Genomic DNA, 19,260 nt, shown 5'->3' with positions numbered 1-19,260 from the left:
CATCCACCCTATTCTCGGAGTATGACTAGAGAGCGCTACACCCACGGCCATCACGAAAGTGTTCTCAAATCGCACACGTGGCGAACCATCGCAAACTCTGCGGCATACCTCGAGCCACACCTGCAGCCAGGGCTCTCGCTTCTCGATATTGGCTGCGGGCCAGGCACAATAACGGCGGAGTTTGCCAAGCGGCTCGCCCCCGGCATGGTTGTTGGGTTGGATGCCGCTCCCGCAGCGATAGAAAAAGCCTCGGCCTTCACCGCCGACAACCTCAGTTTCGTCGTCGGTGACGCCTATGCGCTGCCATTCGACGACAACAGTTTCGATCTCGTGCACTCGCATCAGACTCTGCAGCATCTTGGCGACCCGGTCGCGGCGCTCGGAGAAATGAAACGTGTTGCCAAGCCGGGTGGGCTCATCGCGGTGCGCGATGTCGACTATGCGGGCGTCATCGCTTATCCCGAATTGCCGGGGCTCCGAGTCTGGGCTGAGCTCTATGACTCAGTGCACCGCAGTAACGGGGGCGACCCGAACGCGGGCCGGCGCCTGAAGGCCTGGGCGCTGGAGGCGGGGCTCACCGATCTCACCGTGACGGCATCCGTCTGGAACTTTTCCGACGCCCCTGACCGTGAATGGTGGGGCAGCATGTGGGAGGCGCGAGTGTTGGAATCGGCTTTTGCCGAGGATGCACTGAGCAAGTCGCTCGCCACACACGAGGTGTTGCAGCAGATAAGTGCTGCGTGGCGCGAGTGGGCAGATTCGCCAGACGCGTGGTTGGCAATGCCGCACGGTGAGATTCTCGCGAGAGTGTGATCTCACCGGCGGCCGTGCGGCTGCTAAAGCGACTAGGTGTGCGCTGCGACTAGGTGTGCGCTGCGATTAGTTCGCGGGTTGTTCTACTGTGACGTCTCCGTCAGCGGCTTGGCGCACGATGGTGCCGTCGTCAAGTTCGGCGACAGGGCGCGATTCAAGCCACGTGAGCGTCCAACGCCACGCACTCGTGTCGAGGTGGGCGATTTCTGCTTCAACGCCCGTGATTGCTTCGCGCGTTGCCGCGTCGAGGCGCTCGGGAGCCGGTTCGCCCACTGACCATCGTGTGCCGAGCTGCATTAAACGTTCTTTTCGTAGAGGATCCACGACGTGCGGTCTGCGACCTTGTCGTAGAGGCGCTTGGCGCTGTCGTTTTCTTTGTTGGTGATCCAACGAAGTTTTCCGCCACCATCTTCTGCCGCGCGGGCAGCGATGTCGTCGATGATTGTTCCAGCAACGCCAGCACCGCGGTGCTCAGGATCAACGTAGAGGTCGTCCATGAACCAGCCCCACGACGCGGTGAAAGTGTCTGGCAGGCGACGGTAGAGGCCGAAAGCGGCGATGTCACCGGGGTTAGGGCGGTCCTCGGGAGAGACAGCAACAACAGCGTTTAGTTGCGCCGAGTCATCCATGAGCCATTCCCACACGCCCTGAACGATTTCATCCGTGAACTCAGTGTCGTAGAACACGCCGTACTTGACGAAGTGTGCTTTCCACTGCTCAAAATCATCTTCTTGGATGTCGCGGATGGTGTACGAAGGCTTCTCTGAGTTCGTCATTCATTCAACAATACGCGGTTTTGGGGTTCGACGCCGAACTCGACGCCGAACCCTCCGTTGACCGCTAGGCGGAAGCTTCGGGTGCAGCTTCAACGAGAACGATGTCGCGGACCTCGATCTCGTCGGCCTCAACAATCGTGAGGTTGTGGATGCGGCCCACAGCCTTCAGATCGTCAATAGCGGCTGCGATCAGGGCTGGGCCTGCCAACGTTGCCGTGCATACTTCGGTCTTCTGGGATGCCTTTGCATCGGTCTTGGCGCGACGAATGCTGATGAGTGCTTGGCTGACGGCCGAGAACAGTCCGGTCGGTTCTGCCGTTACGCCCAATTCGTCTGCTGTCGGCCACGTCGCCGCGTGAACGGAGGTGTCGTGCGTCCAGCGCCACACCTCTTCTGTTGCGAAGGGGAGGTAGGGGGCGAAGAGTCGCAAGAATACGTCGATCGCGGTGTGCAGGGCGCGGTTGGCGCTCGCTTGAGCTTCGGGGGTTCCGGCGCCATAGGCGCGTTCTTTCACGAGCTCGAGGTAGTCGTCGCAGAAGGTCCAGAAGAACTTTTCGGTGACTTCGAGTGCCTTGGCGTGGTCGAAGTTCTCGAGCGCTGTGGTCGCCTGTGACACTACCGAAGCAAGCTCGGCAAGCATTTCGAGGTCGAGGGCTTCGGTTACAACGACACCGGAATCGGCAGCAACACCGGCAGGGGCGGGGAACGAGTACACAAACTTCGAGGCGTTGAGAACCTTGATCGCGAGTCGGCGACCGATCTTGATCTGCTTGGGGTTCTGCGGGTCGAAGGCAGCGTCGGTACCCAGTCGACTGGATGCTGCCCAATAGCGCACAGCATCCGAACCGTGGTCATCGAGCATTCCCTTGGGGGTTACTACGTTGCCCTTAGACTTCGACATTTTCTTGCGGTCGGGGTCGACGATGAAACCGGAGATCCCAGCATTCCGCCACGGCACAGTGCCGTGTTCGAGTTCGGAGCGCAGCGCGGTCGAAAACAACCAGGTACGGATGATGTCTTGGCCCTGGCTGCGCAGCGAGTACGGGAACACGAGGTCGAATAGCTCGGGATCGGTCTCCCAGCCGCCGGCAATCTGCGGGGTGAGAGATGACGTGGCCCACGTATCCATGATGTCGAGTTCGCCCTCGAAACCGCCCGGAGCACCACGCTGGTCTTCGCTGTAGCCCGGTGCCGTATCGGATGACGGGTCAATCGGTAGCGAAGCCTCGCTCGGAACGATCGGAGCACCCTTGACTCCGTCGGCATCCAGTTCGTACCACACGGGGATCGGCACACCGAAAAAGCGTTGGCGCGAAATGAGCCAGTCGCCGGTGAGGCCACCAACCCAGTTGTCGTAACGCACCCGCATGTGGTCTGGCGTGAAGTTGATTTGTTTGCCAGCCTCAATGAGGCGGCTACGCAGCTTTTCGTCGCGGGCACCGTTGCTGATGTACCACTGACGAGTCGAAATGATCTCGAGCGGCTTGTCGCCTTTCTCGAAGAACTTCACCTGGTGCTGAATCGGCTTGGGGTCGCCGATCATCTCGCCCGACTCCTTGAGCAAGTCGACCATTGCTGCTTTTGCGCTGAAAACTGTCTTGCCGGCGAGTTCGGCGTAGGCAGCGTGCGCAGCGTCGCTCACAATGACGTCGGGCGCGTCGGCAATGATGCGACCGTCAGCACCAATGATGGTGCGGTTGGGCAGATCGAGTTCGCGCCACCAGACAACGTCGGTGACGTCACCGAATGTACAAATCATAGCGATTCCCGAACCCTTGTCTTGCTGAGCAAGATGGTGGGCAAGGATGGGAACCTCAACACCGAAGATCGGTGTCGTCACCATGGTCCCAAAGAGGTGCTTGTAGCGCTCGTCGTCGGGGTGGGCTACGAGAGCAACACAGGCTGGCAACAGCTCGGGGCGCGTCGTTTCGATGTGGATGTCGTCGCCGTCGACCTTATGGAAGGCGAGACGGTGGTACGCGGCAGGTTGCTCTTTGTCTTCAAGCTCAGCTTGGGCAACGGCGGTGCGGAACGTGATATCCCAGAGAGTCGGAGCGTGGGCCTGATAGGCCTCGCCGCGGTCGAGATTGCGCAGGAACGCACGCTGAGCGGCGCGCTGAGCATCGTCGCCGATGGTGCGATAGGTGAGGTTCCAGTCAACGCTGAGGCCAAGCTGGCGCCAAAGATCTTCAAACTGCTTCTCATCTTCGGCGGTGAGCTCCTCGCATAGTTCCACAAAGTTGCGGCGCGAAATGGGCAGCTGGGCTGCGGCCTTCGTCGACTTGCCTTCACCGCCGTGCTGCGGAGGCTCAAAGCTCTCGTCATACGGGAGCGTGGGATCGCAACGCACTCCGTAATAGTTCTGAACCCGACGTTCGGTGGGGAGACCATTGTCATCCCACCCCATCGGGTAGAAGATGTCTTTTCCGCGCATGCGCTGGAAGCGGGTCACTAAGTCCATGTGCGTGTAGCTGAACACATGACCGATGTGCAGACTGCCGGATGCCGTCGGTGGGGGAGTGTCGACCGAGAATACGCCGCCAGAGCCATCCGCCAGCGCCTTGCGGCGATCGAACCGGTAAGTGCCTTCGTTCTCCCACACAGGAGCCCACTTATCTTCGAGGCCTTCTAGGGCGGGCTTGTCGGGAACGCTCGACGACATAAATACTCCGGTTCGATATATGCGGCACCGAGTCAAAAAGAGGTGCCTGAGTGTGAGATGTAGAAGAATTCTACTCGGCGTTGAGTGCGACGTCGATTGCGCTCTGAACGTAGGGTTCAAGCCGCCCGCGTTGAGGCCCCGCTTGCGCCCACTCTTGCGCCGCGGCGATGACACACGCGATGAGGCTATAGGCCTGAGCCCGAGCAGCATCCGAGTGGACACCGTTACGTCGCAAATACTCGCCGAGAAGTCGGGCCTGGCTGGTGAAGCGGCTCATTGCGGATGCTTGCAACTCAGTGATGCTGCCGATCATGTCGTACTGCGTCAAGACAAAAGGAACGTGTTCTGAGTCCAGCGGGGCAATCGCCGCCAGAACTGCGTTTCGGATGCCGAAAACAGCGGTGGGGGCCGTCGAAGCAACCGAAGATCCGGCGGCAAGGGCAACTTTCAGACGCTCAGTCATCGCATCGAGCTCGACCCAGAACACGTCACCTTTGGCATCAAAATAGTTAAAGAAGGTATTGCGGCTAACACCCGCTCTCGTGGCGATCTGGTCAACCGTCGTGCCGATGTAACCGTTCTCGACAAAGAGTTCGAATGCAGCTTCTTGGAGAAGTTCACGCGAAGCAGCGGGGGGTCGCCCCCGGCCGGGATGTCGAGTGGTCGTCACTGCATCATCCTCTCACTTACCCGGTTGCGTTCGTGATGGTGCCGCGCTTAGTGACCCCGAGCGGTGCACCCGAGGGAGGGCGGCGATAAGCGACCGAGTGTAGGGGGCTTGTGGTGAGGTAAAAATTTCATCAGTCGGGCCAGTCTCCACAATGCGCCCGTCGTTGATCACGGCCACAGTGTCGCTCATGTGGCGGATCACTCCCAAATCGTGGGAGATGAATAGGTAACTGAGCCCGAGGTGTCTTTGTAGGTCATCGAGTAGATCTAACACTCGCGCCTGCGTAGACACATCCAATGCAGACACCGGTTCGTCGCAGAGGAGCGTGAGTGGCTCGGGAGCCAAAGCGCGGGCAATGGCGACGCGCTGTCGCTGGCCGCCCGAAAGGTGGAGAGGTCGACGGTTCTTGAGGTTTCGTGGCAGGTCAACGGCATCCAAGAGTTCGTCCACGGACGACAGCTGACTCGTTTCGCCGGCAGTAGAGGCGGTGGCACTAAGAGCATCGATCAGGATTCGTTCAACACTCAAGCGAGGATCGAATGAGCTCAAGGGGTCCTGGTAGATCGCCCCGAGGGTATGTCGCAGAGGGCGGCGCTCGCGGGCATTGAGTGAACCCCATTCGGTGCCGTTGAGCAGAATCTCGCCGCTATCGGCAGTTTCGAGTCCGAGCGCGATGCGAGCAATCGTGGTCTTGCCGGAACCCGATTGCCCGACAAGTCCCAAGGTGGTTCCGGTTTCGAGAGTGAGCGACACACCACTTAGCGCTTGGATCGGTGCGCCAGTGCGAGTCGGAAATTGACGGGACACAGCTCTCAGTTGAAGCGCAGGCGTCATTTGATGCGCAGGCGTCAACCGACGAGCTGACGTCGTAGCATCCGCAGGGGATTCCATCGCGCCATCATCAACAGGCGCGTGAGGCCGCAGCGCGAGATGCCGAATGGCGTTGCTGAGCAATGGCACCCCGCGAGGAACATCCACGGGGATCGATGCCAGCAGCTGTTGAGTTTCGACCGCAGATGGAGCGTTGAGCACGGTCGCAGTGTCGCCGCTTTCGACGATGCGCCCCCGACTCATTACTGCGACTCGATCGGCGACGCGCGAGACAACGGCGAGGTCGTGGGTGATGAGGATGAGGGCGGTGCCGCTATTGGTGAGGGACCGCAACAGAGTCAACACTTTCGCTTGCACTGTCACATCGAGCGCGGTTGTCGGCTCGTCGGCAATAATCAGCGGGGGCCCTGCTGCAAGCGCTGTCGCAATGAGGGCTCGTTGCCGGAGCCCTCCCGAGAGTTCGCCAGAGCGCTGCTGCGCACGCAGCGCGGGGTCGGGAACGCCGACCGCATCGAGCAACTCGAGCACGCGGCGGTGTCGCTGGGCGTGGGTCAGTGTCGTGTGCAGTCGCAACACATCGTCAATCTCTCGGCCGACCGGGCGAAGCGGGTCGAGCGAAACCAGGGCATCCTGAAGCACGAGACCAATGGATGCGCCTCTAATGGCGCGCCAACGCCGTGATCTGGCGGCAGGCAGAGGTTCGTCTTGCAGCGTCACAGTGTCGAAACTCACGTGCGCATTCTGTGGTTCGAGGCCGAGCAGTGATCGGGCGGTAAGGCTCTTGCCTGACCCTGATTCCCCCACAATGGCGAGACATTCGCCAGCGCGCACATCAAAGCTGATGCTGTCAACAGCGGGTGCGGCCGTGCGGTCGAAATGCACGCTCAGGTTCTTCACTCTCAGTAACGGCTGCACGGTCATCCGAGTGCCCCCTGACGGGTTCGCTCATTGAGCGCACGACCAAGCACGGTGAACGACGCTGCGGTTGCGACGATGGCGAGCCCCGGGAACACCGTCAGCCACCACGCCACATCGATGTAGGTGCGACCGCTCGACAGCATTGCGCCCCATTCGGCTGCTGGCGGTGCGACGCCGAGCCCCAAGAATCCGAGCGATGAAGCCCACACAATCGCTTGACCGACTCCGAGCGTTCCCAACACGAAAATGGGGGCCAGCGCACCAGGGAGAATGTGTTGCACAACGATTCTGAGTCGTGAATGCCCGAGCACGGTTGCTGCTTCAACGTAGCCCGAGTTGCGCACACTGCGCAGTTGACTCCGGATGATGCGGGCATACCCCGGCGCAGTGGAGAGCCCCACCGCCACTGTCGACGTGACCACTCCGGGCCCCGCAATGGCGATGAAAACGAGCGCGAGCAGTAGGCCGGGCAACGCGAACATCACTTCGACGACTCTCGTGCTCACAAAGTCACCAACGCGGCCCCCGAGCCCGCCGAGCATGCCCAATACGAGAGCGAGACTGAGCCCAACAACCGTGGCAGCAATGCCAATGAGTAGTGAGTTAGCTGCCCCGAACACGACGCGCGTGTACACATCGCGCCCTGATTCGTCGGTGCCGAAGAGGTGCGCTAGTGACGGGGACTGAAAAGCGTCAACCGGAGCTACGGCATCCGGATCAGCCGAAGTCAACAATTGGGGCGAAATCGCGGCGATCAGAATCACCAGCAACGCCGCAATCGCCACAGCGGCCCCGGCGTTGCGGCCCAGTTGCTGCCACCGGTTTGCTGTCGGCCCAGCCGGGTTGCTCCGACTCAGTCGACCAGCAAGGATCTCAGTCACTGTTTGGCCACCCTGGGGTCGACGATTCGATCGATGGCGTCGGTCGCGACCGTGACGATGATGAAGGTGAGCGCCGACAGCAGAGCTACCGCCGTAACGACAGGGATGTCACGGATGGAGACAGCACTCAACAGCGTGCGCCCTAACCCTGGTCGCGCAAAAATGGTCTCCACGACCACGGCGCCGCTCAGCAGCGACCCGAATGCCCAACCTGAGAGAGAAATTCCGGGGAGCGCGGCGTGACGCAGCACATGACGGAATCGCACGCCCCGCTCACTTTCCCCTCGGGCGCGAGCGGAAACCACGAAGGGTTGCTCGTAGGCGTTTGCGAGCGATTCCCTCATGAGTTGGCCCAAGAATCCGGTCAGGGGGAGAGCGAGTGTGAGCACAGGCAAGATGAGCCCGAGTGGCCCGGGAACGCTGATCGGGGGGAGCCAGTGGAGGGTGTTGCTCAGAACAATGATTAGCAGCGAGGCAAGCCAGAAATGCGGCACGGCTGCAGCGAGCAGTTCGAGCCCTGACCCCACAGCGCGCGCCGGCCCACCGCGACCGCTCGTGACCAGCGTCAGCGCGACGGCCAGTATCCACGCAACAACGAGTGAGGCAATTGTGAGCACGAGCGTCGACCACAGTTGCGTGAGCACATACGGCGCCACCGCAATTTTGAGCGCGTATGACGTGCCGAAGTCAGCCATCGCGAGCTTCGCCATCGCTAAAAAATACTGGACAATTAACGGCTGATCGAGACCGTAATCAGCGCGAATTTGAGCGACGGCTTCAGCGGATGCCTGTGACCCTGGGCCACCCAAGATTGCGTCTACGGGATCGCCGGGAATCAGCCGGAGTGCGAAGAAGATGACGGTAGCCACCATCCACAAAACAAATAGACCACCGCCGAAACGGCGCACCACCCACGCCAGCGAACGCAATCGCGCTGCCGGCCGAGTGGAGAGCCGCTCGGCGGTAATGTCTGACCGATCCGTCACGACAGGAGTTCCTAGTCGTTAAGCCACGCGTCGTAGAAGGTGGGAGCCGAAACGGTGGGGAGGGCGCGGAACCCCTCGACGCTCGTGCTGTAGAGGTAGTGGTTCTGCTGGTCATAGAGGGGAAGCACGTAGTAGCCATCAATAATGATCGACTGTGCTTCTTCGTACAGTGCGGCTCGCTCGGCGGCATCCGAGGTCTGGCTCGCCGTCGTCAGGATCTCATCAAGCGCAGGATCGCTGATCTGGGCCAGGTTTGCGTAGTAGCCGCTCGGAGCCGGGATGATCGAGTCGGAGTGGTAGAGGATCCGCAGCACGTCTGGGCCGACCTTAGTGTAGGGAGCGCTCACAAGGTTGTACTCGTTCGTAAAGAGGGCGCCGTACCACGATGAAAGGTCCGTCGGGTTCAGATTTATTTCGAAGCCCACGTCTTTGGCTGACGCCTGAATCTGTTCGAATAGCGACTGCTCGGCCGGAATCGACTGGTTGGTGCTAATCGGGAAGTCAAGAGTCAAACGCACACCGTCTTTCGTGCGATAGCCGTCGCTGTCGATCGTGTCCCAGCCGGCGTCGTCAAGCAGCGCGTTGGCCGCATCCGGGTCGACGGTGAAGGCATCGGGCAACGAGACGCCGTCGGGTTCAACGCTCGAGAGAACTGAATAGGAGCGCTCAGCTGTGCCAAAGAACAGGCTGTCGATACCGGGGGAGACATCGACTGCCCGGATGAAGGCCTCACGAACGCGTTCGTCATCAAACGGCGCCTTGCCCGAGTTCAGTTCGAGTCGATTTGATGCTCCGGGGCGGGGAGCATTGAGCTCGGCAGTAGCGGGATCGCTCTCGGCGGAGGAGATGTTGTTCGGCTGCGCGTTGTCGATGACATCTACGTCGCCAGACTGGAGGGCTGCGTAGCGAGTTGCGGCATCGGGGATGAACCGCCATTCGAGCGAGTCGAGAAGGGCGGGACCGCTGTGCTCGGCATCGTCAGGAGCGGAGTTGTAGTTTTCGTTGCGCGCCAGAGTGATCGACTGTTGTTTGACCCACTCGGTGATGATGAATGGTCCAGTACCCACGGGGCTCTCGCAGTTTGTTGCTTGGTCGCGCTCGAGTGCCGTGGGGGATTGGATGCCCACCCAGGGCTGGGAGAGCGACTCGAGGAGCGCGCTATCGGGTGCAGACAGCGTGAAGCGCACCTGGTTGGCGGCGATAGCTTCGATGCCGTCGATCTTGCCGACAGCGAGGTAGCCAGTGGATGACGCGGTGTTTGGGTCTTTCAAGTGTTCGATGTTGGCCTTCACTGCTTCGGCATCGAAGGGTGTGCCGTCGGTGAAGGTGACGTCGTCGCGCAGTGTGAAGTCCCAAGTGAGGCCATCATCGCTGGGGGTCCATTCGGTTGCCAACCACGGGATGATTTCTCCGTCGGCATTCTTTGACACCAGCGACTCAATGTACTGAGTGCTGATGAGCGCTTGGGGGTAGTTGCCTCCGACGTGCGGATCTAGGCATCCGGGTTCTGCGTCTCCAGTGGCGTACACGAGCGTTCCACCGGAGATGGGCTCAGCAGCAGGTTCTGGTGTCGCGGTGCATCCCGCGAGCAGTGCCGCGGTCGCAGCGATGGCGAGGGGGAGCAGAAGATGGCGGGGCGCGCTCAATGTGGTCCTTTTGTGTGGGAGGGAAGCTGCTCGGGTGCGAGCGGATTGAGCATTGTTGAACTCAGTACATAAAGTCTAGCACCCGAAAAATCGGGCCGGTTCGCGTGAGCGAAGCCGGCCCGATTGATGAAGCTAAGTAGTAGCTACTGGTTGCGTTTGCGTGCGATTGCCGCCGAAAGCTTCCACGTCGACGGGATGATGGCAGCGGCGATGGCAGCCTTGATCACTCCACCAATGATGAAGGGGTAAAGGCCCCACGCGAGAACCTGCTCAAGTGATCCGCCCGTTACGAGTGCCAACCAGGTGAGCCCGAAAACGAAGGTAAGACCGGTGCCCGCGAGGAATGACACTGCGGCGCCGAGAAACTTTTTGTCCCAATCGCGCTGTGCGAGCCATCCAGTGAGCCCTGCCGCGAAGATAAAGCCGACGATGTAGCCACCGGTGGTGCCAGCGAGCACTCCAAGGCCCGAGGACGCCTCCGAGAACACGGGCAAGCCCACGATGCCGAGAATTGCATAGAGCAGCATCGCCAACATGCCTCGAGTTGCACCAAGGGTGCTTCCGACGAGCAATACGGCCAGCGTTTGGCCAGTGATTGGTACGGGGTAAAGGGGAACGACGAGCTGTGCCATGGCGGCAGTGAGCGCAGCACCCGCGCCAACCAGGACGAGGTCGGTCGTGAGGCTGCGAGAAAAGATGGTGTCGGCGAGTGTGGGTCGGCCGAGGGTCAAAGTGAGTGTCGACACGCGACGCCCCTTTCCTTGTCTGCGATCAGTGGAGAGCCCAAGCTGAGAAAGCCGGTGCGCCAATAACCCTAGTCATACTTGGGCCTCGGATGTCCTTAGTGGTTGCCAAAAACATCTCGCGTATTTGTGCGAGAAGAAACAATTAGACGCTTAGCCGGCACGGAATCGCCGGAGGTCTTGTGCTAGTTGAGCTATAACAACTACTATTGCACTCATGTTGATCCGTGTTGATACCGCGTCTGATGTGCCGCTCTTTGAGCAGCTCTCTGCGAGCATTCGACAGGGAGTGCTCAAAGGCCGACTCAGCACGAACGAGCGCCTACCCAGTGCTCGAGAGCTAGCGGAATCTCTAGGCATCAACATGCATACAGTGTTGCGCGCGTACCAAGAACTCCGCGATGAAGGCTTTATCGAACTTCGCAGGGGGCGCGGCGCCATTGTCTCCGACGTCAGTCACAGCTATGAAGCACTGACGACTGCGGTCACCGCTCTTGTGAGCGAAGCTCGCACCCACAACATTTCACTCAGTGCACTAACCGCCCTCATCCGAGAGGAATATCGATGACTACCCCCACCGACCTTCACACCGAGACTCGTTCCCGCAGTCGGCGTGCCATCGTTGTTATCGGCGTCGTCGTACCGGTTACGATCGTCATGGCCGGTGCTTTCGTTATGGCGCTGTGGATCCCCGAACTCCCGAACCCGGTTGCCTCTCATTGGACACCCAGTGGGCCGGATGGCTACACCACGGTGGGCGCAATGATCGCCCTGCCTCTTGTGGTGACGTTACTGTTCTCCGCATTCGCCGCGGTCGTGAGCTGGCGAGGCGGACCCGACGGAGGGCTATTGCGAGCGCAGAAAGTGCTTGTCGCGACATCCATTTTTCTCGCAACAGTGCTGACCCTAACGAGCGGGGGAAGTCTTGCGATCCAGCGCGGGTTGGAGAGCGCCGAACGTGCGGGAAACATCGGAGGTGTTCTCGCCATCGCGTTCATAGCAGCGAGCATTCTTGCATTGCTGTCGTGGTTTGTCTTGCCCCCGGGCGAGAAGGTTACGAGCACGCGCACGGTCGCTGAACCGATAGCGGCGTCAGCCACAGAGCGGCTCTACTTTGCCAGTAGCACCCGACTCGGATCACCAGTTGTCGCAATTCTTCTTCTCGTGTTCCTTGCTCTCGCCGTCACGCTGATCATTCAAGCTGTCAATAACCCCGACGAGTTGATAGTTCCTGCCGTGATTGGGCTTGTTGCTCTCGTGCTCGCGACGAGTACTCTGTCCTGGCGTGTGATTATCGACCGGCATGGTATCCGAGTTCGCTCCGCTTTTGGGTGGCCGCGAATTTCGATTGCACCGGATCAGATCGCGTCCGTGGCGGTAGTTCAGATCGACCCCATGGGAGAGTTCGGCGGGTATGGGTGGCGCTGGGATTCCCAGGGGCGCAGCGGCGTCGTGCTCTCGAAGGGTGACGCCATCGAGGTGACGCGGGTGAACGGAAAACGTTTTGTTGTCACCGTGCATGATGCGTCCCGAGGAGCCGCTGTGCTGGCGACAATTCAGAACGTAGAGCGCGACGAGCGCCGGCCGAAACGGGGCTGAACTGTGCGGCGAAGCATCAGCCAACTCACCTATGATTGATGCACACGCTATGAACCGGCCATCACCGGTGAGCATTCGGAAGAAATCGTCTCAACTGCAGCCCCGGTTGTGGAGCGGTCGGCAGTAGAACCGAACGGGAAAGCCCGTTACAGCGACATGAGTGGTGTGCCGCACGGTGCACAAGCGGGGTGGTACCGCGGCTGAAAGGTCGTCCTCGTGCAGATTATCCGCACCCACGTACCACTGGAGCCCCATGTCGTATCCTCGCCACCGCTCAGACGATTCCGTAGCACCGTCACCGAAGTTTCCGGCGATTGAAGAGCAGGTTCTGTCGTACTGGAAGACAGACGGCACTTTTCAGGCATCCATTGATCAGCGTGAAGGCGCTGACGAGTGGGTTTTCTACGATGGCCCACCCTTTGCTAATGGCCTCCCGCATTACGGTCATTTGCTGACCGGCTACGCCAAAGACCTCTTCCCTCGTTTTCAGACGATGCGCGGCAAGCAAGTGCACCGCCGCTTCGGCTGGGACACCCACGGACTGCCTGCCGAACTTGAAGCGATGCGCCAACTGGGAATCACCGAGAAGGCCCAGATCGAAGAAATGGGCATCGACAAGTTCAACGAAGCTGCCCGCGAATCGGTGCTCAAGTACACCGGTGAGTGGCAAGAGTATGTGACCCGCATGGCACGCTGGGTTGACTTTGAGAACGACTACAAGACCCTCGACGTGAACTTCATGGAGAGTGTCATCTGGGCGTTCAAACAGCTGCATGAGAAGAACCTCGCCTATGAAGGCTTCCGCGTTTTGCCATACTGCTGGAACGATGAGACCCCGCTCTCGAACCACGAACTGCGCATGGATGACGACGTCTACAAGATGCGTCAAGACCAGACCGTCACCGTGACATTCCCTCTCGACGGAGTGAAGGCCGAAGCGCTCGGACTCACCGGCGTGAAGGCTCTCGCTTGGACGACCACGCCGTGGACCCTGCCCACCAACCTTGCACTCGCTGTCGGACCCGACATCGACTACGCACTGCTGCCCGCCGGCCCCTTGGGTGCAGGTGACGGCTCAGAGGAGGGCTCGGCGCAATACCTGCTCGCGGGCGACACCATAGCGGCGTACGCAAAGGAACTTGGTTACGAGACCTCTGAGGAGGCGCTCGCCGCAGTCTCGCGCACACTCAAGGGCGCTGAACTCGACGGTGTGCGGTACGACCGTCTCTGGGATTTCTACGAAGATGCCGAGACCTATGGAACCGAAAATGCGTGGCAGTTCTTGGTTGCCGACTACGTTGCCACCGGTGAAGGTACCGGCATCGTGCACCAGGCGCCGGCCTACGGTGAAGACGACCAGATCGTGTGTGCCGCTGCCGGCATTCCCGTCGTCATCTCTGTCGACGATGGCGGCAAGTTCTTGCCATCGGTACCGCCCGTTGCCGGAATGCAGGTATTCGAGGCCAACAAGCCGCTCACGAAACTGCTGCGTGAAGAGGGCCGCCTGCTCAAGGTCGCCAGCTACGAGCACTCCTACCCGCACTGCTGGCGCTGCCGCAATCCGCTGATTTACAAGGCTGTGTCGAGCTGGTTCGTCAAGGTTCCCGAGTTCCGCGACCGCATGGGTGAACTCAACCAGGAAATCAATTGGGTTCCCGAGAACGTCAAGGAGGGCCAGTTCGGCAAGTGGGTGGGTAACGCCCGCGACTGGTCGATCAGCCGCAACCGTTACTGGGGTTCACCGATCCCGATCTGGAAGAGCGACAACCCTGACTTCCCGCGCGTGGATGTCTACGGCTCGCTTGCCGAGATCCAAGCAGACTTTGGTCGCTTGCCGCTCAATCACGATGGTGAGCCCGACCTGCACCGCCCGTTTATCGATGAGCTGACGCGTCCCAACCCCGACGATCCCAGCGGTCAGTCGACAATGCGACGTATCGAAGACGTGCTCGACGTGTGGTTCGATTCCGGTTCAATGCCGTTCGCCCAGGTTCACTACCCCTTCGAGAACCAAGAGTGGTTCGATACTCACAGCCCGGCCGACTTCATCGTGGAGTACATCGGTCAAACTCGCGGATGGTTCTATACCCTCCACACGCTGTCGACGGCGTTGTTCGACCGCCCGGCATTCTCGAACGTCATCAGCCACGGCATCGTGCTGGGCAATGACGGCCAAAAGATGTCGAAGAGTCTTCGCAACTACCCGGATGTCTCTGAAGTCTTCGACCGCGATGGCGCCGACGCGATGCGCTGGTTCCTGATGTCGAGCTCGGTTATCCGCGGCGGAAACCTCATGGTTACCGAAGAGGGCATCCGTGATGGCGTTCGCCAGATGCTGCTTCCCCTGTGGAGCACCTATTACTTCTTCACTCTCTATGCGAACGCGGCCGATAACTACGAAGCAACGTGGCGAACAGATTCGACAAACGTTCTCGATCGATACCTGCTGGCGAAAACTCGCGAACTCATCGAAGACGTCACCCGTGAGCTTGATGCGCTCGACAGCCCCATGGCCTCCGCAAAACTTCGCGACTTCGCTGACGTGCTCACCAACTGGTACGTGCGTCGCAGTCGCGACCGCTTCTGGGACGGCGGCGACACCGACGCGTTCGATACGCTCTACACCGTGCTCGAAACCGTCGCGAGGGTAGCAGCGCCGCTGCTGCCGCTCGTCTCGGAAGAGATGTGGCGCGGCCTCACCAACGGCCGCAGCGTGCACCTCACCGACTGGCCCGACACATCCGCATTCCCGAGCGACCACGAGCTGGTTGCCTCAATGGACCGCGTCCGCGAGATCGCGTCGAACAGCCTTGCGCTGCGTAAGGCCCGCAGCTTGCGCGTTCGACTTCCGCTGGCATCGTTGACCATTGTCAGTAAAACTCCCGATGCGCTCGCGTCGTTCAGCGACATCCTTCGTGATGAACTCAATGTCAAAACTGTTCGGTTTGAGCAACTCGAAGATGGATCGCTTGACAGCTTCGGCATCACCAAAAAGCTGACCGTCAATGCCCGTGCTCTTGGACCGCGTGTCGGCAAGCAAGTTCAGCACGTCATCAAAGAGGCCAAAGCTGGCAACTGGGAGGCGACCGCTAATGGGGTCTCGGTCGATGGCATGGCTTTAGAATCAGCCGAATATGAACTGCAGATGGAAGCAGCCGATGAAGCGAGTGCGATCGCATTCCTCTCTGACGGTGGTTTCGTGATCATTGATACCCAACTCACCCCTGAGCTTTCGGCCGAAGGGCTGGCTCGAGACGCCATCCGGGCCATTCAGGATGCGCGCAAGGCTGCAGGCTTCGACGTAAGCGACCGAATCGCACTCGTCATCAGTGCCCTCGACGCCGCTGACCATGAGGCCATCGACTTCCACAGCGCCATGATCGCCTCAGAAACGCTTGCAGCGCAATCGACGGTTCAGAGCTTCGCGAATGAGCTGACAGAGGGCACACTTGAGACATACCGCACCGAATTGCCGGCAGGAAAATATGCCAATCAGGGCGGCCTGGTGATTGACATCACCAAGATAGGAACGATTAATGTCTGAACGCGACGAAGAATTCGACGACAGCGTAGAACCAGATGAGTCATTCGATGACTCTCTCAGTGACGAAGAACGGGCCGAGCTCGAAGCGGCCCACCCTCTTGCTGACCTCAGCCCCTTCGCTGATGGTTTCGAGGGAACGAACATCGACGAGGACTCAGATTTCGAACTCGAAGACTCCGAGTACGCCCAAGATGCCGCACTCGTCTACGACGAATTGCTGGCGCGGATAGGGGAGCAGGCACCGCAACCGCGGCTCGAGGCAACTCGTCGTGCCGTCGAACTCATCGGTGACCCGCAGCGCACTTACCCGGTGATTCACATCACGGGAACCAACGGCAAGACGTCAACGAGTCGCATCGTCGAAAGTATTTTGCGGGCCTACGGGTTGCGCACCGGACTCATGACGAGTCCGCATTTGGTGCGCGTGAACGAGCGGATCGTGATTGATGGCCGAGCCATCTCCAACCGCGCTCTTGCCGCCAACTGGGCTGACATCCGCCCCTTCCTCCTCATGGTGGATGCCGAGTTGTTGGCAAAGGCCGAAGAGCCGCTGACGTACTTCGAAGCGCTGACGGTACTCGCATTCGCGAGCTTCGCGGATGCCCCCATCGATGTCGCTGTGCTCGAGGTCGGCATGGGCGGCGAGTGGGATTCCACGAACGTCGCCGACGGCCAAGTTGCCGTCTTCAGCCCGATCGCGCTCGACCACACTCAGCGCCTCGGCACGACAATTTCTGAAATTGCGCGCACCAAGGCGGGAATCATCAAGCCGGCAGCCTCAATCGTGTCTGCGGTTCAAACTGCGGATGCCCAAATTGAGCTTGAACGGGCGGCAGACCTCACGGAATCCAAGCTTGGCTTCGAGGGCGATGCTTTTGAGTTGACGAGCAGCGCCGTAGCTATCGGTGGCCAGTTGATTTCGGTTCGCGGCCTCGCTGGCACCTACTCCGATCTCTTCTTACCGCTCTTCGGCGAGTTCCAAGGGCACAATGCCGCTCTTGCTATTGCCGCAGTCGAGTCCTTCTTAGGCGACGGCAGTCAGGCACTTGTCGGTGACGTTCTCGCCGAGGGACTCGCAACCGTGTCATCTCCTGGTCGCCTGCACGTTATCGGTGCTGAGCCCACAGTAATTGTGGATGCCGCGCACAACCCTCACGGTGCCACAGCTCTGGCGGCAGCGCTGAAGGAGTACTTCACTTTCGACGAAATCGCGTTCGTCATTGGTGTGCTTGACGACAAGGATGCCGCTGGCATTGTTAAGGCTCTGGCTCCGGTTGCTAACCGCTTCTATGTCACGACCTCTCAATCGGATCGCGCAGTGGCGCCAGAGGACCTCGTCGAAATTGTTCGCGAATTCTCTGATGAGACAACCGACTTTGATTCGTTCGCCGAGGCGATGGAATTGGCCCGGGAGTGGGCAGGCGAGAATGAACGTCGCGCCGTAGTCGTCACTGGGTCAATTTCTTTGGTCGGCGAGGCGCTCGCTCTAGCGGAGGCGGAGGGCTGGAAGCCGTGAGTCGAACCCCACGACCTCGCAGAACGCGCTCCGTAACTGAGTTGCTCTTGAGTATCGTTCTGGTGCTCGATGCGACTTTGATTTTCTTCGTGGCCTTGACTGCGTTCGGCCTGAAGGCTCTCGGTCCGGCACCAGCCTTTGTCGGCGGCGCAGTGTTGATCCTTGTCTTCGTTGCCCTGGCACGGATGCTGCACCACCCTTGGGCAGTATGGATCGGCTGGGGGCTTCAGGTTGTCCTCATAGCGCTTGGCTTCATTCTCGCCCCGATGTTTGTGGTCGGCGCGGGCTTTGCTGCAATCTGGACATACTGCTTCATCAAGGGCCGCCATATCGACGCCGCCAAAGCCGCAATTCTTAGTTCATCAACCACGACTACCCCCGCTGAGGAGACACAATGAACATCGAAGAGACACTTGTACTGATTAAGCCGGATGGCGTTGCTCGCAATCTGACCGGAGAAATCCTTCGCCGTATTGAGGCCAAGGGCTACCAGCTCGTCGACGTGCGTTTGGTGCAGGCTGAAGTAGATCTGCTCGCGCAGCACTACGCCGAGCACGAGGGCAAGCCGTTCTACGAGCCGCTGATGGATTTCATGCAGTCGGGTCCGACTGTTGCTTTGCGCATCGCCGGCAACCGTGCAATCGAGGGTTTCCGCTCGCTCGCAGGCACGACTGACCCGACGACTGCTGCTCCAGGCACCATCCGTGGTGACCTCGGGCGCGACTGGGGACTCGCCGTTCAGCAGAACTTGGTGCACGGCAGTGACTCTCCAGAGTCGGCCGCACGTGAACTGGCTCTCTGGTTCTCCTAAGTCTTCCCACTCTGCGAACGCCAGGCGCGTTCCGCACAAAAAACGGCGAGATCCCGACTGCGGTCAGGAACTCGCCGTTTTTATGTTCCCGGTGCGGCATACGCCGCTGGGACGGAATATCTCTTAGAGGTAGCTCAGTACGTCGAGGCGCACTTGCGCGATGATCGCGATGATGATGTAGCCGACTAGGGCAATTACCGGCACCCAGCTGTACGCAGCTGACGCAGCCTTGCGAAGCGCGCGCGGTGCGGGAATTGCCCCCACCTTAAGGTTTCGCAACGTCACAGCCCAGAACATCGGGATCGTCACCGACCAGACGACCATGCACCAGGGGCACAGCGTGAAGAGATTGAAAATGCTTTGGTAGGAGAGCCACATGCACAGGGCAAATGCTCCGGCAACGCCAATGTTGAAGGTGACCCAGAACCAGCTGTTGAAACGCGCGCCAGCCAAAATCGCTGCCCCAACGACGACGGGAGCCATGAAACCAACCAGTCCGAGTACGGGGTTGGGGAAGCCGAACAGGGCTCCTTGAGCCGAGTCGAGATTCTTTGCACACTGAACGATGATGCTGAAGTCGCAGCTGAGTACCGCTTCTGGGTTTTCGAGCGAGTGGATCTTCTCCACCATGAGCTGGAACGACGCCCACAGCCCGATCAAACCGGTGATGATCAAAAATACGGCGAGGGCTATGGGCCTGTTTCGAACCCCGGAGGCAGTCATGCTGGGATTATCGCATGCGCGTCAGGCTCGTTTTCTGAGAATGCATGCGATAATGAAGCGTAGTTACTCCGAGCCGCGCTCGGAATAACACCAAGAAGGCTTACCGGGCATAGCGACCGGACCAGTTACGCAACGCTTGTT

17 protein-coding genes are annotated in these 19,260 nt (G+C 59.9%); 7 read left to right on the top strand and 10 right to left on the bottom strand.

The window, feature by feature from the left end; translation table 11 throughout:
- The first annotated feature begins 21 nt into the window (after positions 1 to 21).
- On the top strand, positions 22 to 813 hold the full coding sequence (locus AC1ENN_RS08710; protein ID WP_480405853.1) for a methyltransferase domain-containing protein: 792 nt from the start codon (positions 22 to 24) through the stop codon (positions 811 to 813).
- A gap of 66 nt (positions 814 to 879) precedes the next feature.
- On the opposite strand, the gene AC1ENN_RS08705 is transcribed toward AC1ENN_RS08710, so the two are convergent.
- From AC1ENN_RS08705 to AC1ENN_RS08665, 9 genes are all read right to left on the bottom strand, one after another.
- Complete coding sequence (locus tag AC1ENN_RS08705) at positions 880 to 1,110, bottom strand: hypothetical protein (protein ID WP_480405852.1); 231 nt, start codon at positions 1,108 to 1,110, stop codon at positions 880 to 882.
- Entirely contained in the window at positions 1,110 to 1,589 is a 480-nt protein-coding gene (locus AC1ENN_RS08700) for a GNAT family N-acetyltransferase (RefSeq protein ID WP_449646949.1), read from the bottom strand. Before AC1ENN_RS08700 ends, AC1ENN_RS08705 begins: the two co-directional genes overlap by 1 nt.
- A gap of 64 nt (positions 1,590 to 1,653) precedes the next feature.
- A complete protein-coding gene (gene valS, locus AC1ENN_RS08695; RefSeq protein WP_480405851.1) occupies positions 1,654 to 4,251 on the bottom strand; it encodes a valine--tRNA ligase in 2,598 nt (865 codons plus the stop codon).
- Between the two features lie 70 nt (positions 4,252 to 4,321).
- Positions 4,322 to 4,921, bottom strand: coding sequence for a TetR/AcrR family transcriptional regulator (locus AC1ENN_RS08690; protein WP_480405850.1), 600 nt, complete (start codon positions 4,919 to 4,921; stop codon positions 4,322 to 4,324).
- 12 nt (positions 4,922 to 4,933) lie between these two features.
- A complete protein-coding gene (nikE, locus tag AC1ENN_RS08685) occupies positions 4,934 to 6,673 on the bottom strand; it encodes a nickel ABC transporter ATP-binding protein NikE (RefSeq protein WP_480405849.1) in 1,740 nt (579 codons plus the stop codon).
- Positions 6,670 to 7,479, bottom strand: a complete 810-nt coding sequence (locus tag AC1ENN_RS08680) for an ABC transporter permease (protein ID WP_445944787.1) — start codon at positions 7,477 to 7,479, stop codon at positions 6,670 to 6,672. Before AC1ENN_RS08680 ends, nikE begins: the two co-directional genes overlap by 4 nt.
- A 68-nt stretch (positions 7,480 to 7,547) precedes the next feature.
- Positions 7,548 to 8,537 (bottom strand): ABC transporter permease, encoded by a 990-nt coding sequence (locus AC1ENN_RS08675; RefSeq protein WP_480405848.1) that lies wholly within the window; start codon positions 8,535 to 8,537, stop codon positions 7,548 to 7,550.
- A gap of 11 nt (positions 8,538 to 8,548) precedes the next feature.
- On the bottom strand, positions 8,549 to 10,183 hold the full coding sequence (locus AC1ENN_RS08670; RefSeq protein ID WP_480405847.1) for an ABC transporter substrate-binding protein: 1,635 nt from the start codon (positions 10,181 to 10,183) through the stop codon (positions 8,549 to 8,551).
- A 143-nt stretch (positions 10,184 to 10,326) separates the two neighbouring features.
- Positions 10,327 to 10,929: a biotin transporter BioY gene (locus AC1ENN_RS08665; protein ID WP_341954428.1), complete on the bottom strand. Its 603-nt coding sequence runs from the start codon at positions 10,927 to 10,929 to the stop codon at positions 10,327 to 10,329.
- Positions 10,930 to 11,143: 214 nt separating this feature from the next.
- On the opposite strand from AC1ENN_RS08665, the gene AC1ENN_RS08660 reads away from it, so the two are divergent.
- From AC1ENN_RS08660 to ndk, 6 genes are all read left to right on the top strand, one after another.
- Positions 11,144 to 11,494: a GntR family transcriptional regulator gene (locus AC1ENN_RS08660; protein ID WP_480405846.1), complete on the top strand. Its 351-nt coding sequence runs from the start codon at positions 11,144 to 11,146 to the stop codon at positions 11,492 to 11,494.
- Positions 11,491 to 12,525 (top strand): DUF1648 domain-containing protein, encoded by a 1,035-nt coding sequence (locus AC1ENN_RS08655; RefSeq protein ID WP_480405845.1) that lies wholly within the window; start codon positions 11,491 to 11,493, stop codon positions 12,523 to 12,525. Before AC1ENN_RS08660 ends, AC1ENN_RS08655 begins: the two co-directional genes overlap by 4 nt.
- Before the next feature lie 253 nt (positions 12,526 to 12,778).
- On the top strand, positions 12,779 to 16,069 hold the full coding sequence (ileS, locus tag AC1ENN_RS08650) for an isoleucine--tRNA ligase (RefSeq protein ID WP_480405844.1): 3,291 nt from the start codon (positions 12,779 to 12,781) through the stop codon (positions 16,067 to 16,069).
- The gene (locus tag AC1ENN_RS08645; protein WP_449646937.1) at positions 16,062 to 17,585 is read left to right on the top strand and encodes a bifunctional folylpolyglutamate synthase/dihydrofolate synthase; all 1,524 of its coding nucleotides are present in this window, start codon (positions 16,062 to 16,064) and stop codon (positions 17,583 to 17,585) included. The genes ileS and AC1ENN_RS08645 overlap by 8 nt, the downstream gene beginning before the upstream one ends.
- On the top strand, positions 17,582 to 17,983 hold the full coding sequence (locus AC1ENN_RS08640; RefSeq protein ID WP_480405843.1) for a DUF4233 domain-containing protein: 402 nt from the start codon (positions 17,582 to 17,584) through the stop codon (positions 17,981 to 17,983). The genes AC1ENN_RS08645 and AC1ENN_RS08640 overlap by 4 nt, the downstream gene beginning before the upstream one ends.
- Entirely contained in the window at positions 17,980 to 18,396 is a 417-nt protein-coding gene (ndk, locus tag AC1ENN_RS08635; protein ID WP_343926461.1) for a nucleoside-diphosphate kinase, read from the top strand. The genes AC1ENN_RS08640 and ndk overlap by 4 nt, the downstream gene beginning before the upstream one ends.
- A gap of 123 nt (positions 18,397 to 18,519) precedes the next feature.
- Here ndk and AC1ENN_RS08630 read toward each other — a convergent pair whose 3' ends face one another.
- Positions 18,520 to 19,119 carry a vitamin K epoxide reductase family protein gene (locus AC1ENN_RS08630; protein WP_449646935.1) on the bottom strand — a complete coding sequence of 200 codons (600 nt, stop codon included), beginning with the start codon at positions 19,117 to 19,119 and terminating at the stop codon, positions 18,520 to 18,522.
- Between the last annotated feature and the right edge of the window lie 141 nt (positions 19,120 to 19,260).

This window comes from Rhodoglobus sp. G.S.23 (genome assembly GCF_056675935.1).
This window is presented reverse-complemented; position numbering and strand designations above follow the sequence as displayed.

Excerpts from the sequence above, each read along its gene's own strand:
- AC1ENN_RS08630 (WP_449646935.1), bottom strand. The coding sequence starts at position 19,119 with ATGACTGCCTCCGGGGTTCGAAACAGGCCCATAGCCCTCGCCGTATTT.
- AC1ENN_RS08660 (WP_480405846.1), top strand. The coding sequence starts at position 11,144 with ATGTTGATCCGTGTTGATACCGCGTCTGATGTGCCGCTCTTTGAGCAG.
- AC1ENN_RS08705 (WP_480405852.1), bottom strand. The coding sequence starts at position 1,110 with ATGCAGCTCGGCACACGATGGTCAGTGGGCGAACCGGCTCCCGAGCGC.
- ndk (WP_343926461.1), top strand. The coding sequence starts at position 17,980 with ATGAACATCGAAGAGACACTTGTACTGATTAAGCCGGATGGCGTTGCT.
- AC1ENN_RS08655 (WP_480405845.1), top strand. The coding sequence starts at position 11,491 with ATGACTACCCCCACCGACCTTCACACCGAGACTCGTTCCCGCAGTCGG.
- AC1ENN_RS08700 (WP_449646949.1), bottom strand. The coding sequence starts at position 1,589 with ATGACGAACTCAGAGAAGCCTTCGTACACCATCCGCGACATCCAAGAA.
- AC1ENN_RS08645 (WP_449646937.1), top strand. The coding sequence starts at position 16,062 with ATGTCTGAACGCGACGAAGAATTCGACGACAGCGTAGAACCAGATGAG.
- AC1ENN_RS08710 (WP_480405853.1), top strand. The coding sequence starts at position 22 with ATGACTAGAGAGCGCTACACCCACGGCCATCACGAAAGTGTTCTCAAA.
- valS (WP_480405851.1), bottom strand. The coding sequence starts at position 4,251 with ATGTCGTCGAGCGTTCCCGACAAGCCCGCCCTAGAAGGCCTCGAAGAT.
- ileS (WP_480405844.1), top strand. The coding sequence starts at position 12,779 with ATGTCGTATCCTCGCCACCGCTCAGACGATTCCGTAGCACCGTCACCG.
- nikE (WP_480405849.1), bottom strand. The coding sequence starts at position 6,673 with ATGACCGTGCAGCCGTTACTGAGAGTGAAGAACCTGAGCGTGCATTTC.